14 protein-coding genes are annotated in these 14,110 nt (G+C 54.9%); 2 read left to right on the forward strand and 12 right to left on the reverse strand.

Features of this window, described 5'->3' with window-relative positions:
• Window positions 1-34: 34 nt before the first annotated feature.
• Genes LQ901_RS12755 through glpE form a run of 3 tightly spaced genes read right to left on the reverse strand, consistent with a single transcriptional unit; the run spans window position 35 to window position 2,062 of the window.
• On the reverse strand, window positions 35-793 hold the full coding sequence (locus LQ901_RS12755; protein ID WP_010862819.1) for a DeoR/GlpR family transcriptional regulator: 759 nt from the start codon (window positions 791-793) through the stop codon (window positions 35-37).
• A gap of 60 nt (window positions 794-853) precedes the next feature.
• Window positions 854-1,693 (reverse strand): rhomboid family intramembrane serine protease GlpG, encoded by an 840-nt coding sequence (gene glpG, locus LQ901_RS12760; RefSeq protein WP_039045962.1) that lies wholly within the window; start codon window positions 1,691-1,693, stop codon window positions 854-856.
• Between the two features lie 36 nt (window positions 1,694-1,729).
• A complete protein-coding gene (gene glpE / locus LQ901_RS12765; protein WP_010862821.1) occupies window positions 1,730-2,062 on the reverse strand; it encodes a thiosulfate sulfurtransferase GlpE in 333 nt (110 codons plus the stop codon).
• Window positions 2,063-2,455: 393 nt separating this feature from the next.
• Here glpE and LQ901_RS12770 point away from each other — a divergent pair, with 393 nt between their 5' ends.
• The gene (locus tag LQ901_RS12770; protein WP_039045961.1) at window positions 2,456-3,196 is read left to right on the forward strand and encodes a YoaK family protein; all 741 of its coding nucleotides are present in this window, start codon (window positions 2,456-2,458) and stop codon (window positions 3,194-3,196) included.
• Between the two features lie 131 nt (window positions 3,197-3,327).
• Here the strand turns inward: LQ901_RS12770 and LQ901_RS12775 are convergent, their stop codons facing one another.
• From LQ901_RS12775 to LQ901_RS12795, 5 genes are all read right to left on the reverse strand, one after another.
• On the reverse strand, window positions 3,328-4,029 hold the full coding sequence (locus tag LQ901_RS12775; protein WP_039045960.1) for an ATP-binding cassette domain-containing protein: 702 nt from the start codon (window positions 4,027-4,029) through the stop codon (window positions 3,328-3,330).
• Window positions 4,030-4,143: 114 nt separating this feature from the next.
• Window positions 4,144-4,908 (reverse strand): high-affinity branched-chain amino acid ABC transporter ATP-binding protein LivG, encoded by a 765-nt coding sequence (gene livG, locus LQ901_RS12780; protein ID WP_064977093.1) that lies wholly within the window; start codon window positions 4,906-4,908, stop codon window positions 4,144-4,146.
• The gene (locus LQ901_RS12785; RefSeq protein ID WP_047707147.1) at window positions 4,905-6,215 is read right to left on the reverse strand and encodes a high-affinity branched-chain amino acid ABC transporter permease LivM; all 1,311 of its coding nucleotides are present in this window, start codon (window positions 6,213-6,215) and stop codon (window positions 4,905-4,907) included. Before LQ901_RS12785 ends, livG begins: the two co-directional genes overlap by 4 nt.
• Window positions 6,215-7,135, reverse strand: a complete 921-nt coding sequence (gene livH / locus LQ901_RS12790; RefSeq protein WP_039045958.1) for a high-affinity branched-chain amino acid ABC transporter permease LivH — start codon at window positions 7,133-7,135, stop codon at window positions 6,215-6,217. The genes LQ901_RS12785 and livH overlap by 1 nt, the downstream gene beginning before the upstream one ends.
• Before the next feature lie 165 nt (window positions 7,136-7,300).
• Window positions 7,301-8,422: a branched-chain amino acid ABC transporter substrate-binding protein gene (locus tag LQ901_RS12795; RefSeq protein ID WP_152135401.1), complete on the reverse strand. Its 1,122-nt coding sequence runs from the start codon at window positions 8,420-8,422 to the stop codon at window positions 7,301-7,303.
• A gap of 537 nt (window positions 8,423-8,959) precedes the next feature.
• Here LQ901_RS12795 and panM point away from each other — a divergent pair.
• Complete coding sequence (gene panM, locus LQ901_RS12800) at window positions 8,960-9,358, forward strand: aspartate 1-decarboxylase autocleavage activator PanM (RefSeq protein WP_039045957.1); 399 nt, start codon at window positions 8,960-8,962, stop codon at window positions 9,356-9,358.
• A 150-nt stretch (window positions 9,359-9,508) separates the two neighbouring features.
• On the opposite strand, the gene rpoH is transcribed toward panM, so the two are convergent.
• The 4 genes from rpoH to ftsY form a co-directional block, all read right to left on the reverse strand.
• Window positions 9,509-10,360, reverse strand: a complete 852-nt coding sequence (rpoH, locus tag LQ901_RS12805) for an RNA polymerase sigma factor RpoH (protein ID WP_039045956.1) — start codon at window positions 10,358-10,360, stop codon at window positions 9,509-9,511.
• A gap of 321 nt (window positions 10,361-10,681) precedes the next feature.
• Complete coding sequence (gene ftsX / locus LQ901_RS12810) at window positions 10,682-11,647, reverse strand: permease-like cell division protein FtsX (RefSeq protein WP_225624445.1); 966 nt, start codon at window positions 11,645-11,647, stop codon at window positions 10,682-10,684.
• Window positions 11,640-12,305 (reverse strand): cell division ATP-binding protein FtsE, encoded by a 666-nt coding sequence (gene ftsE, locus LQ901_RS12815; RefSeq protein ID WP_010862831.1) that lies wholly within the window; start codon window positions 12,303-12,305, stop codon window positions 11,640-11,642. Before ftsE ends, ftsX begins: the two co-directional genes overlap by 8 nt.
• Window positions 12,306-12,308: 3 nt before the next feature.
• A complete protein-coding gene (gene ftsY, locus LQ901_RS12820; RefSeq protein WP_233672308.1) occupies window positions 12,309-14,087 on the reverse strand; it encodes a signal recognition particle-docking protein FtsY in 1,779 nt (592 codons plus the stop codon).
• Between the last annotated feature and the right edge of the window lie 23 nt (window positions 14,088-14,110).

The following is a 14,110-nucleotide window of genomic DNA, read 5'->3' on the forward strand; positions in this document are numbered from 1 at the left end:
ACAGATTAAAAATGTTCGTAAAGGAAAGTGTTCGTTAGCAAAGCACCAGATTCACATCACTGTCATCGAGCACTTTTTTCAGCTGCGGAGGCGGCACTTGATCGGTAAACAGGTAATCGACTTTATCAATTCCGCCCAGATTGACCATCGCACTGCGGCCAAATTTGGAGTGGTCAGTCACCAAGATCACGCAGCGCGAGTTGGCAATAATGGCATTTTTGGTGCGCACTTCGTGATAGTCGAACTCCAGCAGCGAGCCATCCAGATCAATGCCGGAGATCCCCAGAATGCCAAAATCCAAACGGAACTGAGAGATAAAATCGAGCGTCGCTTCGCCGACAATCCCGCCATCACGGTTACGCACTTCACCACCGGCCAAAATCACTTTGAAATCTTCTTTGCCGGTCAGCAATGTCGCGACATTCAGGTTATTGGTGACGATGCGCAGATCGCGGTGATTTAGCAGAGCATGCGCCACCGCTTCAGGGGTGGTACCGATATCAATAAACAAAGTCGCCCCATCGGGGATCAACTCAGCCACCGCTTGCGCAATACGAGATTTTTCCTCTGAACACATCCCTTTGCGGTCATGATAAGCGGTATTCACCGAGCTGGACGGCAACGCCGCACCACCGTGATGGCGGCGGATCACATTGCTGGCCGCCAAATCATTTAAATCGCGACGGATAGTCTGGGGGCTGACAGAAAAGTGCGCCACCAGATCTTCGGTGCTCACATAGCCGTGTTCGCGCACCAACTCCACGATCGCTTCGTGTCTTTGCGTCTGTTTCACCTGCTCTCCTACGCGTTTGTTTGCGTTTATCTTTTTATAAGAAACCGTGCGGTTCTGATTTTAATGTGCACGGCGGTATGCATGGCAATCCCAGAATGCCAGCGCGCAGCCGCTCAGTAATCCGATGATATGCGCCGTATTGGCCACGGATAAGCCGAACAGATTAAACCATCCTAGTACCAGCCAGACCAGCATAAAGGCCACCAGCGGACGCGGAATACTGACGCCGCGCTCCGGCGCGCGCTCGCCACTGACCCACAGGTAACCGACCAGCGCATACACCACGCCTGACAAACCACCAAAGTACACACCGCTGACCCACGCTTGCCCCACGCCCGACAGCAAGGCCGAAAACATGAATAGCTGCACCAACTTACCGGAGCCCAGTTTTTTCTCTAACGGGCCGCCCAGATCCCACCACCACAACAAGTTAAAGCTGATATGCAGCAAGGAAAAATGTAAAAAAGCGTGAGTGAACAAACGCCATAATTGCCAGTATTGCTCCGGTGTGCGGGCAAAGCCGAGCCAGCTAAACACCGTCGGCTCACCTACCAGCCACCCGGCCACGTACACCAACACGCACACCAGCATGATGGCCAGCGTAAAAGGCCCCGCCCCCACTTTCAGCGCCTGCAGATAAGAGAATGCCGGATAGTGAAAGCGGCTAGCGGTGGCGGTATCAGCACGCTGCCAGCTGGCATCTTGATACTGCGGAGCATCCGGATTGTGCAAGAAAGCCGCCAGCTCCTGCTGCGCTAGACTTTCCTGCGCCGGATCGAGCACATACAGAGCATACCCTTCCGGCTCTGGACGCAGCTCAATGCGCACGCCGCGCGTGGCCATATAATCAATGTAAGCCTGCGCCAGACGCGGGTTAGGCAGATGAATTAAAAACAGCATAAAGACGTTCCCGTAACAAACCGGAACGACGTCCGGTTATTCTGGCTGAAGCGGATCGCTCACCACTGGCGCCACTTTACGCCAGGCTTCAAAGCCGCCATTGAGACTGTATACCTCATCAAAGCCCTGATTAACAAGATATTGTGCTGCGCCCTGACTGCTGTTGCCGTGATAACACATCACAATCACCGGCATCGCAAAATCAGTCTGTTGCATAAAAGGTAGCAAGGATTGATTGGTCAGGTGAAATGCCTGTGGCGCATGGGCAGCGGCAAAACTTTGTGGATCGCGAATATCGACCAAAACCGCCTGCTCAGCCTGCAACTTTTGTAGCGCCTGTTCGACCGAAATAAACTGAAATTGCGTCATGCTCACCTCTGTAAACCACCACCGACGGCCAACGTTTGGCCGGAGCAAATAGGATTATCCGCTATCGCCGCATTGTACCGGATTCGGGCTTAGCACCAACCCGATGAACTGTGTGGACTCTCAAGAATGATTACAAGTTTTAACCCTTGTACATGTGAAAAACGCTAATGTAATCACAGCGCTATTGGGTCACTCCCGCTAGCCTGAACACTACGCATTACCCTCGCTACGTAAAGTTACTGTGTAAAACTACTGTTCGTATAATCACAGGCGGCACAGTTCAAGCAGCTTCACGTAGAGCGGGTACCACAGTGGTTTGTTAATCCCAATTATTGGTGACGACCGCGTTGTCGGTCATGTCATCCCTTGCATACGGAGTATCGAGGTGCTTCTATGGAATTCCCCCGTAAGGAACCCTTCCTGCTAGAGCCCGTGCTGTTGTCGTGGATTGCCGGTTATATCGATACCGTCGGTTTTATCGGCTTAAGCGGTCTGTTCACATCCAGTATTATCCAGAGCTTGATCGTCGCCAGCGCCCCATTGGCAACCACCTTGTGGCTGGCCGTCAGCGCAGTAGTTTGCTTTATGCTGGCGATGGCGGTGGTGACCTACAGTTTCACCCGCCAAAATCAGCACAGTATTTTTTATAAAGCGCGCTGGTATATGGCGGAAACCGTATTGCTGTTTTTATTTATGATTTGCGGCCACACTCTCAAGGCCGAGCCGGACAGCGATAATTTCTGGCTCTTGCTGACCAGCTTGCTGGGGGTGACAGCCATGGGGATCCACTGTGCGATTTCGCGCTTGATGCTGCGTCATCGCATTGGTACCGCGACCGCGACTGGGAATTTGATCCAGCTGACCATCCGTCTGACCGAGTTTTTTGCCACCAGCGAGCCTTATTGCGGCCAAAGCCGACGCGAAGAGCAAGCCTTGCTGTGGAGTCTGTTCTGGTCAGTGGTCAGTTTCATTTTGGGGATTACTGTGGCCGCCTATGGCTTTGCCCAAGACCGTTTCTTGTGCCTGATTTTACCGTGTGCCTTGATGCTGTTTTTAAGCTACAAGGAATACACCTTCGCCCACATCAACCGTCACCGTTCAGATACCGATGTGGCGCAGCGTGATTTACCTTAACTGGGATACGGCGCCGAGACATAAAAGCAGATAAAAAACAGACAACAAAGCCGTCGCAATGCGACGGCTTTTTTCTTTCTAAATACGCTGTATCTCTTTGAACCGATAGATATCTCTTCGCGCCGATGGCCTCACGCCCCCAGATAAGCTTCACACACGGCCGGGTTCGCCAGCAATTCCGCGCCAGTGCCGCTGAGTACCACATGCCCATTTTCCAGCACATAACCGCGATCGGATAACTTGAGCGCCTGATTGGCATTTTGCTCTACCAAGAAGATAGTCATCCCTTCGCGGCGCAGCTGCTCGATAATGCTGAAAATCTGCTGGATGATAATCGGTGCCAGACCTAACGAGGGCTCATCGAGCAATAACAGCCGCGGTTTAGCCATCAGCGCACGCCCAATCGCCAACATTTGCTGCTCACCGCCGGACATGGTGCCCGCACGTTGTTCGCGCCGCTCATACAAACGCGGGAACAGCTCGTATACGTGAGCCAAAATCCGCCGGTAATCCTCTTTGGCCGTATAAAAGCCGCCCATCGCCAAATTCTCTTCCACCGTAAGCCGCGCAAATACCCGCCGTCCTTCCGGCACAATCGCCAAGGACGAACGCATGATTTGCGCGGTCGGCCAGCCACTGATATCGGTGCCTTCCAGCAAAATTTGGCCACCACTGGCCGCAGGCTCGCCACAAATTGCGCCCAACAGCGTGGTTTTTCCCGCACCATTGGCGCCAATCAGGCTCACAATCTCGCCTTGATTGATGTGCATACTGATATCGTGCAGGGCTTGGATCTTTCCATAATGGGCACAGACATTACGCAGCTCCAGCATACATCCTCCTTGTGGGGCTTTTTGTTCTTCTTAGCATTCTTCTCGGCGCACTTCTTGGCTCACAGTTTAACCATGTGCACTGCGTGAGGCGCGGTTTTTGCTCTCCTCGCCGCATCATGCTTCCCCCAGATAGGCGCGGATCACATCTGGATGATGCCGGATCTGCGCAGGGGTGCCGCTTGCCAGCGGGGTGCCCTGATTGACCACATAGATGCGATCGGAGATCCCCATCACCAACTTCATGTCGTGCTCAATCAACAAAATCGCCACATCATGGTTCGCGCGCAAATCGAGGATCAAGGCATCCAGCGCTTCGGTCTCTTTCGGGTTTAAACCGGCCGCCGGCTCATCCAGCATCAACACTTTTGGCCGCGTCACCATACAGCGGGCAATCTCCAGCAAACGCTGCTGGCCATAAGCCAGATTACCGGCCATGCGGTTAGCATGCTCCGTCAGGCCGATTTTTTGCAGCCAATATTCAGCCGTGGCCAGCGCCTGCGCTTCCGCCGCGCGAAAGGCACGGGTTTTAAACAGGCCGCCGAATAAACCGGTATGCAGATGACGATGCTGCGCCACCAACAGGTTTTCCACCGCCGTCATCTCTTTAAACAGCCGCACGTGCTGGAAAGTGCGCACCACGCCCAAGCGGGCAATTTGATGCCCCGGCAAATGTTGAATCGGCGTTCCTTGCAGTAAAATCTGCCCACCAGAGGGGCGATAAAAACCGGTCAAACAGTTAAAGATGGTGGTCTTACCGGCCCCGTTTGGGCCGATGACCGAGATAATCTCACCGGGATGCAGCTCCAAGGCCACGCCGTTCACCGCCAGCAGGCCACCAAAGCGCATGCTCAAATCCGTGACTTGTAATAATGCACTCATGCTTGCTCTCCTACTGCGCGCGACGCCGCCTGCGGCTCTTCGGGAGAATCGGGCAGTGACAGATGCGGACGCTGCATCGGCAATAAGCCTTGTGGTCGCCACACCATCATCAGCACCATCATCAATCCAAACAGCAGCATCCGGTACTCATCAAACTGACGCGCTAACTCTGGCAATACGGTCATCACCACCGCAGCCAAAATCACCCCCACTTGGGAGCCCATGCCACCTAACACCACAATCGCCAAAATGATGGCCGACTCGATAAAGGTGAAGGACTCCGGACTGATAAAGCCTTGCCGCGCGGCAAAAAAACTGCCCGCAAAACCGGCAAAGGTGGCACCAATGGTAAAGGCAGTCAGTTTGATAATGGTGGGATTCAGCCCCAGAGAACGGCAAGCAATCTCATCTTCGCGCAGCGCTTCCCACGCCCGCCCCAACGGCATACGCAGTAAGCGATACACCACCAGCAACGTCAGCAACACCAGCAACAGCGCCATCAGATACAAGAAGATCACTTTGCTGTCACCGCTGTAAGGCAAGCCAAAAAACTGATGGAACGTCTCCCAGCCGCCATCTTTTACCGTGCGGTTAAACTCCAAACCGAACAAAGTAGGCTTCGGGATCTGGCCGATCCCATTCGGGCCGCCGGTGATCTCCGTTAAGTTCAGCAGCAAAATCCGGATGATCTCGCCAAAGCCGAGTGTCACAATCGCCAGATAATCACCGCGTAACCGCAGCACCGGAAATCCCAGCAAAAAACCAAACAGTGCCGCCAGCAAACCGGCAATCGGCAAGGCTTCCCAGAAGCTAAAACCCAGATAGCTGTTCAGCAAAGCGTAGCTATAGGCGCCCACCGCGTAAAAACCGACATACCCCAGATCGAGTAAGCCCGCCAATCCCACCACCACGTTCAGGCCTAAGCCCAGCATCACGTAAATCAAGGTTAAAGTGGCGATATCCACGGCGCTACGTGACACCAAAAATGGGAACAGCAGCGCCAGCCCCAACACCAGCAGCAACCAAAAGCGTGAACGTTGCGGATGCCGGCTCAGATCCAGCGCCGGTAACTCCACCACCGGCAGGCGCTGCTTGGCTCGCTGCCAATAGCCGCTCAACCACGGGCGCAGTAACTGCACCACAAAAACCAGCGCCGCACCGAGAAAAATCCAGCGCACTTGCGCCGGCTCCGCGCCACTGACGATCACTTGCCCACCTTCGTTGGTCAGGCGCAGGCCCATCAGCATAAAAGTCAGCACCACTAACATGCCGGCCGATAACAGTGCATGCATGAACGTCCGTTTCATTACACCTTCTCCACTTCAGGCCGCCCTAAAATGCCGCTCGGCATAAACAGCAACACGCTGATCAGTAACGCAAACGCCATCACATCTTTGTATTCGGTGCTGATATAACCGGCGGTCAACGCTTCCACCACGCCGAGCAGCAAACCACCCAGCATGGCGCCCGGAATACTGCCAATGCCGCCCAACACCGCCGCGGTAAAGGCTTTCAGCCCAGCCATAAAGCCGACATACGGGTTGACGACCCCGTAGTAGGTGCCCAGCAGCACACCGGCCACCGCCGCCATCGCCGCGCCAATAACAAAGGTCAGCGCAATCACCTGATTGGTATCGATACCGAGCAAGTTGGTCATCTTGATGTCTTCCGCGCAGGCGCGGCAAGCTCGCCCCATGCGCGAGTGACGGATAAACTGACTGAGGGCTAACATACTGACCAAGGTGACGACCCAGATCAGCACTTGCATGTAACTGAGGGTCATCTGGCCGCTACCACCCAGCTCCCAATTGCCCGGTAGCAGATGCGGGATAGTCAGGCTACGCGAGCCTTGCGCCAGACGGACATAGTTTTGCAGGAAAATCGACATCCCGATAGCCGAAATGAGCGCGATCAAACGTTTGGAATGGCGCACCGGTCGGTAGGCGACCCGCTCGATACTCCAGCCGTAGGCGCTGGTGATCACGATCGCCACCAAGAAGGCGGCGCCAATCAGCAGCACACTGGAGTCAATCCCTAACATCATCAGCAAGCCAATCACCAAAAAAGCGATATAGCTGCCAATCATGTACACCTCACCATGGGCAAAGTTGATCATGCCGATGATGCCGTACACCATGGTGTACCCGATGGCGATCAAGGCATAGGTACTGCCGATGGTCAGGCCGTTCAGCAGCTGTTGTACAAAATAGAAAAATTGCTCGGACATACGACGTTCCTTATCTTTCCGCTCAGTACATGGCCACTCGCCATGCTAAACACCGATCGGTATTGTCGTTTTGCGGAACTTGTTCCCTGTTCGCCGCCGCCCGCCTATACGGGCCGCTGACACGGGCAGTCACCCGCACGGGTGACTGCCAACGGATATCACCCTTTATTTCGCACTAGAGGTGCCGTCTGCGTGCCACTCAAACACCCCGAACTCGAAGCCTTTCAGGTCGCCTTTTTCATCCCACGTCAGCGGGCCCATCACGGTATTCACTGGCGCACTGCGCAGCGCTTTAGCCACCGCTTCAGGCTCTGTGCTACCGGCACGTTTGATGCCTTCACTGATCGCTTGCATCGCAGCATAGGTCGTCCACACGAACGGGCCGGTGCTGTCCCACTTCTTGGCCTTCAGCGCGTCAACAATCGGCTGGTTCGCTGGGTCTTGGTCGTATTTCTTCGGCAACGTTACCAGCAACCCTTCGGAAGCCGGGCCGGCAATGCTGGAGATCTCCTTGTTACCCACCCCTTCTGGACCCATAAAGCGCGCTTTCAGACCTGCCGCTTGCGCTTGGCGCAGTAACAGCCCCAGCTCTGGGTGGTAACCGCCGTAGTAAACAAAATCGACATTTTGCTGCTTGAGTTTGGCCAGCAAGGCAGAGAAATCTTTGTCGCCAGAGGTCACACCTTCAAAGGCCACAACCGGGATCCCCGCGCCTTCCAGCCCTTTTTTCACGCTGGTGGCAATGCCTTCGCCATACTGCTGTTTGTCGTGGATCACCGCCACGCGCTGCGGTTTAACCTGGTTGATGATGTATTTGGCAGCGGTTGGACCTTGGTCAGAATCCAGACCAATGGTGCGCAGCACCAGATCATAGCCTTGCGCCGTGATCTCCGGGCTGGTAGAGGCCGGCGTGACCATCAGTACTCCTTCATCCTGATACACATCAGACGCCGGTTGGGTCGAGGCCGAGCACAGGTGTCCGATGACAAACTTCACGCCGTCATTCACCACTTTGTTGGCTACCGCGACCGCTTGCTTAGGATCACAGGCATCGTCATATTCCACCGCGACAATCTTGTCGCCGTTGATCCCACCGGTCTGATTGAGCAATTCGGCGGCGATCCGGCCTCCGGTAAATTGCATATCACCGTACTGGGCTACTGGACCGGAAATCGGACCGGCAATCCCGATTTTGACTTCTCCGGCCATGCTGGCAGCTGAGTACAGGGCCAGGGCACTGCTGAGCGCGATAAACCCAGCGGTTTTATTCCATTTATTGATTACCATGATGATTCCTGCCTGTAATTATTCTAAGGACTTCCTGTTCTTCTGCGATGACAGGCCGATAACGCACGGCATACGTAAAATCACAGCCCGACACACAACCTTTTAACATCACTGTGAGTTGCGATACAAGCGCATTTATTCGCCACTCAACCCCAGAACCTGCAGCATAAGATTTCGTTTTGTCTGTAGCGCAAGCAAAAATCCAGATGTTTTCTCCACGCTCAAAAAACAAACACTCGTTTCATTTCAGGAAAATCCAACCAATCAGGACATTTATCGGCACAGAAAAAGTGTCGACAACCGAGGTTTATTTTTTCCCTGATCACGCGGGGAACCGAATTGCATAGCCAGCTGACGCGAGCCAGTCACATATTTCAGACTTTTTGTGGCACGCGGCATAAGCCGCAGCAATAAGTAACCTTTTATTTACAATGTGTGGCATATTTTTTACAGCTGATCCCCCAGCCGCTCTGGAGTACACTGGCGCACGATAACTGCCCAGTAGGCAACGGCTCAGTCACTGACAGGATGTAAGAGATGAAACTGACAATTGAACGGCTGGCGCAGCCGAGCGCCGCAGAGATGGCCGATTTACTGAAAATTTGGCCACAACAAAGTGCCACCCAGCTGCAGCAGCGCTTGGCCAATGCCGAGATTTTGCTGGTGGCGCGTTTTAACGATCATCTACTGGCCGGATTGTGGGTCACCCGCGATGGTCATCGCGGTCAGATCCAGCAATTACAGGTGCGCCCAGTCACCCGCCGCCGTGGCGTGGGGCGCTATCTGCTGGAGCAAACGCCGCTGTTAGTGCCGGAAATCAGCGTGTGGGAAATGGATGTGCGTACCGCCGAAGCCCCTACCGAGCTGACGGCGTTTTTGCATGCCTGCGGATGGCAAGCCCGTGATGCCAACAGCTGGTGTCCGATGACGGCTTAACTAGCCATCGTGATGATGGGATTGGCGCGATAAAACAGCGTGCTCGCGATTAACTGAGCCCGTCCAACCGACAGCAAAAAGCCGGCAATCTGCCGGCTTTTTCTATTCAGGTCGCGCAGTGACTCTACGCACGATATTAAACGCGGGATATTAAACTTCGATCGCCCCTTTGAGTTTTTTCAGGGCGTTTTTTTCCAGTTGGCGCACGCGCTCGGCAGACACTTGATAGTGATCCGCCAGCTCCTGCAAGGTCGCTTTCGGTTCATCTAACCAACGTGCTCGAATAATGTGCTGGCTACGCTCATCCAGCAGACTCATCGCATCGGCCAGTTTGTCGGCGGCGTGAGATTCCCAGTTATCTTCTTCGATCCCGTTGGCAAAATCTGACGATTTATCTTCCAAATAGAGTACCGGTGCCTGCGGTGTCTCGCGGCTTTCATCTTCCGGCCCTAAATCGAACGCCATATCCTGCGCCGCCATGCGCGATTCCATTTCACGCACATCTTCCGCCGTAACCCCAAGTTCACGGGCCACCATGTCGACTTCATCAAAATTGAACCAGCCGAGGCGTTGCTTAGTTTTACGCAGGTTAAAGAACAGCTTACGCTGTGCTTTGGTGGTGGCGACTTTCACGATGCGCCAGTTACGCAGCACATATTCGTGAATTTCAGCTTTGATCCAGTGCACAGCAAAGGAGACCAACCGAACCCCGACCTCAGGGTTAAAGCGGCGCACGGCTTTCATCAGGCCGATGTTGCCTTCCTGAATCAAATCCGCCTGCGGCAGACCGTAACCGGCATAATTGCGGGCTACGTGAATAACGAAGCGCAGGTGCGACAGGATCAACTTTTTCGCGGCCTGAATATCACCATGATAATGCAGCCGCTCGGCCAGCTCCTTCTCTTCCTCTGCACTCAGCATTGGAAAAGCGTTGGCGTTCCGGATGTAACTTTCCAGACTGCCTTGCGGAACCAGGGTCATGGATTGCATATCTTGTGTCATTAAGTCCTCTCGTTGAGATCGGTATTACAGGTATTGCTAGGCGGACTGCCGCTAAGGGCAAAGTCCTCAAACAGTCGGATATGAACCTAAACCTACGGCAATCAGACTGCCTAAAAACGCGGCCGATAGGACAGACATGCTGTGGCTATCGACCGTCAGTAATGTAGCGCACTTTACCCAGAGGGCAAAGGGTGAATCTTAACCAAGTGTATCTGTCACCGATACGCTTTTGTTGCGCTGCCAGCGTGATGCTGGCCGCAAAACAGACCTTTTATTGGACTGCGCAATCGCTTACGAGTTCCCAAAGGCGAAACAGTTTTTTTACTTAGGCGCAAACTCGCGTAAATGGCGCACGGTCGCTAACCATGCGGCGCACCAGCCAATCATGCCCGAGACAATCAGCAGCAACAGCACCTCTTCCAGCCCCGGCCCGCGCAGGGTAAAGCTGGTGCCAAACACCTGCATCACTTTGTCGACCTGCAACTGCAAGCGCCAGATGATAATGCTGTCCAGCAGCCACGCCAGCAGCCCACCGGCCAACCCGAGTAGTGCGCCACCGTATAAAAACGGACGCAGAATAAAGCCATCAGTCGCCCCAATCAGCTTCATCACTTCAATACTGTCGCGGCGATTGAAAATATTCAGACGCACACTGTTACCGATGATTAAAAATACCGCGCACAGCATCAACGTGGCCATCCACAGCGCCGCTTGTGCCACCAGCTCGGTCAAAGCAGTCAAGCGATCCAGCCAGGTGTTATCCAATTTGGCTTCACTGACCCCTTGTTGCGCCGCCAGCTTATCGCGCAAGGTGCTCAAGCCCGGCTCGCTGGCAAACTCGCCTTGTGGCCGAATGATGGCGACGGCCGGTAGCGGGTTGTCATTGAGCATATCCAGTGCGTCACTAAAACCAGACCACTGACGAAACTCATTGAGGCTATCGGCGCGTGATAAATAGGTCAGCTTGCTGGCACCCGGCAATTGACGCAGCTGATCGGCCACCGCTTGCGCTTGTGGGTCGGTCAGCGTCTTTTGCAGGTACACGGTAATTTCCGGCTCCGGATACCACTGGTCAGCGGCTAACGAGGCATTTTTCCAGCCCAGGTAACACACTCCGGGCAAGGTCAGCGCAATGGCGATCACCAGAACCGTCAGAAACGTCGCCACCGGCTGCAGCAGTAAATCTTGCAGACAGTTGTGCCAGGCATGTCGCCACTGTTCGCGCAAACTGCCACGGCTGCGAGTTGGACGCGGATCTGAGCTTTTCTTCAGTGCTGCTTTAGCCACGAGGTGTCTCCTTCAGTCGTCCCTGTTCCAAGGTCAGCAGGCGATACGGCTTGCTGGCAATCAGCTGGGTATCGTGAGTAGCCATCAACACCGTCACGCCGACCCGATTGAACTCTTCAAACAGCCGCAAAATGCTGGCCGACAAGGCGTCGTCCAAATTACCAGTCGGTTCGTCGGCCAGCAGCAGCGCCGGCTTGTTCACCACGGCGCGGGCAATCCCCACCCGCTGCTGCTCACCGCCCGAAAGCTGGATCGGCAGGCAGCGCGCTTTATCCAGCAGCCCGACTTTATCCAGCGCCGCAGACACGCGACGCTTAATCTCATCGGCACTGTTGCCGGTGATCACCAGCGGTAAAGCGACGTTTTCGTAGATGGTACGATCCATCAGCAGACGGTGATCTTGGAAGATCATGCCGATATGACGGCGCAAGAACGGCACCTCACGGTGTTTGAGGTGCGAAATTTCATGGCCGTCAAACCAGATCTGGCCGTCGCTTGGCCGTTCGATCCCGCAGATCAGCTTGAGCAGGGTACTTTTCCCCGCCCCGGAATGTCCGGTTAAAAATGCCATCTCGCCGGGTTGCAGGTGGAACGAGACCCCCTGCAATGCCTGACGGCCGCCAAGATAGGCTTTACTGACCTGCTGGAAACGGATCATCCTTTACTCCTCCCGGGCAAACAGTGCCTCGATAAAGTCTTTGGCATGGAACGGACGCAAATCTTCGATGCCTTCACCCACCCCGATATAACGGATTGGGATGCCAAACTGATCGGCAATCGCAAAGATCACGCCGCCTTTGGCGGTGCCATCCAGTTTGGTCAGGGTGATACCGGTTAAGCCAACCGCTTCTTGGAACAACTTGGCTTGGCTAATCGCGTTCTGACCGGTACCGGCATCCAGCGTCAGCATGATTTCATGCGGCGCATTCTCATCAATCTTCTTCATCACCCGGACGATCTTCTTCAGCTCTTCCATCAGGTGACTCTTATTCTGCAAACGGCCGGCAGTATCAGCGATCAGCACATCCACGCCGCGCGCTTTGGCCGCCTGAATAGCGTCATAGATAACCGAAGCAGAATCAGCACCGGTATGCTGGGCAATCACCGGGATCTTGTTACGCTGGCCCCACACTTGCAGCTGCTCAACTGCCGCGGCACGGAAGGTATCCCCCGCCGCCAACATCACCGATTTGCCTTCCGACTGGAACTGACGCGCCAACTTACCGATGGTGGTGGTTTTACCCACACCGTTCACGCCCACCATCAGGATCACGTACGGCGTATGGCCTTCCACCTGCAACGGCGCTTCGACCGGCGTCAGGATGTCGGACATCTCTTCTTTCAGCAGCCCGTACAGAGCTTCGGCGTCACGCAGCTGTTTGCGACTGGCATGCTGGGTCAGATTACCGATAATTTTCGAAGTGGTGCTCACCCCAACATCGGCAATCAGCAGTTGCTCTTCCAGCTCTTCAAACAGGTCATCATCAATTTTCTTGCCACGGAACAGGCCAAAGAAGCCGGTACCGATATTCTGTTTGGTTTTCAGCAGGCTACGCTTCAAGCGCGCAAAGAAGCCCTCTTTGGTTGGCTTTTCTTGCTCTTGCGGCTGCTCGTCTGCTTCTGCTTCTGCTTCTGCTTCTGCTTCTGCTTCTGCTTCTGCTTCTGCTTCTGCTTCTGCTTCTGCTTCTGCTTCTGCTTCTGCTTCTGCTTCTGCTTCTGCTTCTGCAGTGTGTGCCGGCGCGACCGCGGCCACAACCGGCGGAATTTCTGGCTCTGGCTCTGGCTCTGGCTCTGGCTCTGGCTCTGGCTCTGGCTCTGGCTCTGGCTCTGGCTCTGGCTCTGGCTCTGGCTCTGGCTCTGGCTCTGGCTCTGGCTCTGGCTCTGGCTCTGGCTCTGGCTCTGGCTCTGGCTCTGGCTCTGGCTCTGGCTCTGGCTCTGGCTCTGGCTCTGGCTCTGGCTCTGGCTCTGGCTCTGCAGGCAGAGTAACGCTCTCAATCACAGCAGCAACCGGCTCACTAACCATTTCTGGCGCGTGAGTGACAACCGGTTCACTCACCTCTGCCGCCAGCGGCGCTGGCGTAGTATCGGCTTCCGGCTCAACATGAGGCTGTTCAGGCTGTTCAGGCTGTTCAGGCTGTTCAGGCTGTTCAGGCTGTTCAGGCTGTTCAGGCTGTTCAGTAACAGGCGTAGCCACCACAGGCTGACTGTCAACTGGCGCCGGCGCGTTAGCCGCGCTTTCTGCAACCACCGCAGCGGCCACAGACGAATCAGCCGACGACTGCGCAGGGGCCTGAGCTTGATGGTCTTCGACTGGCGAGGTCACGGCCTCGGTTGGGGAAGCAGACGTATCCGCAGTGGCCTGTTCGTCGACAGACTCCTGCTCTTTATTACGGCCCAATCCCAGCCACGACCAAAATCCACGTTTCTTTTCTTTAGTCATTTCGCAATACGACCCTGCGCAAT

This window comes from Plesiomonas sp. PI-19 (assembly GCF_021368255.1).
GTDB classification, from domain to species: domain Bacteria; phylum Pseudomonadota; class Gammaproteobacteria; order Enterobacterales; family CAMTGL01; genus Plesiomonas; species Plesiomonas shigelloides.

What these genes read in the sequence shown, in the direction of transcription:
- ftsE (WP_010862831.1), bottom strand. Translation starts at nt 12,305, where the DNA reads ATGATCCGTTTCCAGCAGGTCAGTAAAGCCTATCTTGGCGGCCGTCAG.
- panM (WP_039045957.1), top strand. Translation starts at nt 8,960, where the DNA reads ATGAAACTGACAATTGAACGGCTGGCGCAGCCGAGCGCCGCAGAGATG.
- glpG (WP_039045962.1), bottom strand. Translation starts at nt 1,693, where the DNA reads ATGCTGTTTTTAATTCATCTGCCTAACCCGCGTCTGGCGCAGGCTTAC.
- LQ901_RS12795 (WP_152135401.1), bottom strand. Translation starts at nt 8,422, where the DNA reads ATGGTAATCAATAAATGGAATAAAACCGCTGGGTTTATCGCGCTCAGC.
- rpoH (WP_039045956.1), bottom strand. Translation starts at nt 10,360, where the DNA reads ATGACACAAGATATGCAATCCATGACCCTGGTTCCGCAAGGCAGTCTG.
- livG (WP_064977093.1), bottom strand. Translation starts at nt 4,908, where the DNA reads ATGAGTGCATTATTACAAGTCACGGATTTGAGCATGCGCTTTGGTGGC.
- LQ901_RS12785 (WP_047707147.1), bottom strand. Translation starts at nt 6,215, where the DNA reads ATGAAACGGACGTTCATGCATGCACTGTTATCGGCCGGCATGTTAGTG.
- LQ901_RS12775 (WP_039045960.1), bottom strand. Translation starts at nt 4,029, where the DNA reads ATGCTGGAGCTGCGTAATGTCTGTGCCCATTATGGAAAGATCCAAGCC.
- glpE (WP_010862821.1), bottom strand. Translation starts at nt 2,062, where the DNA reads ATGACGCAATTTCAGTTTATTTCGGTCGAACAGGCGCTACAAAAGTTG.
- ftsY (WP_233672308.1), bottom strand. Translation starts at nt 14,087, where the DNA reads ATGACTAAAGAAAAGAAACGTGGATTTTGGTCGTGGCTGGGATTGGGC.
- LQ901_RS12770 (WP_039045961.1), top strand. Translation starts at nt 2,456, where the DNA reads ATGGAATTCCCCCGTAAGGAACCCTTCCTGCTAGAGCCCGTGCTGTTG.
- livH (WP_039045958.1), bottom strand. Translation starts at nt 7,135, where the DNA reads ATGTCCGAGCAATTTTTCTATTTTGTACAACAGCTGCTGAACGGCCTG.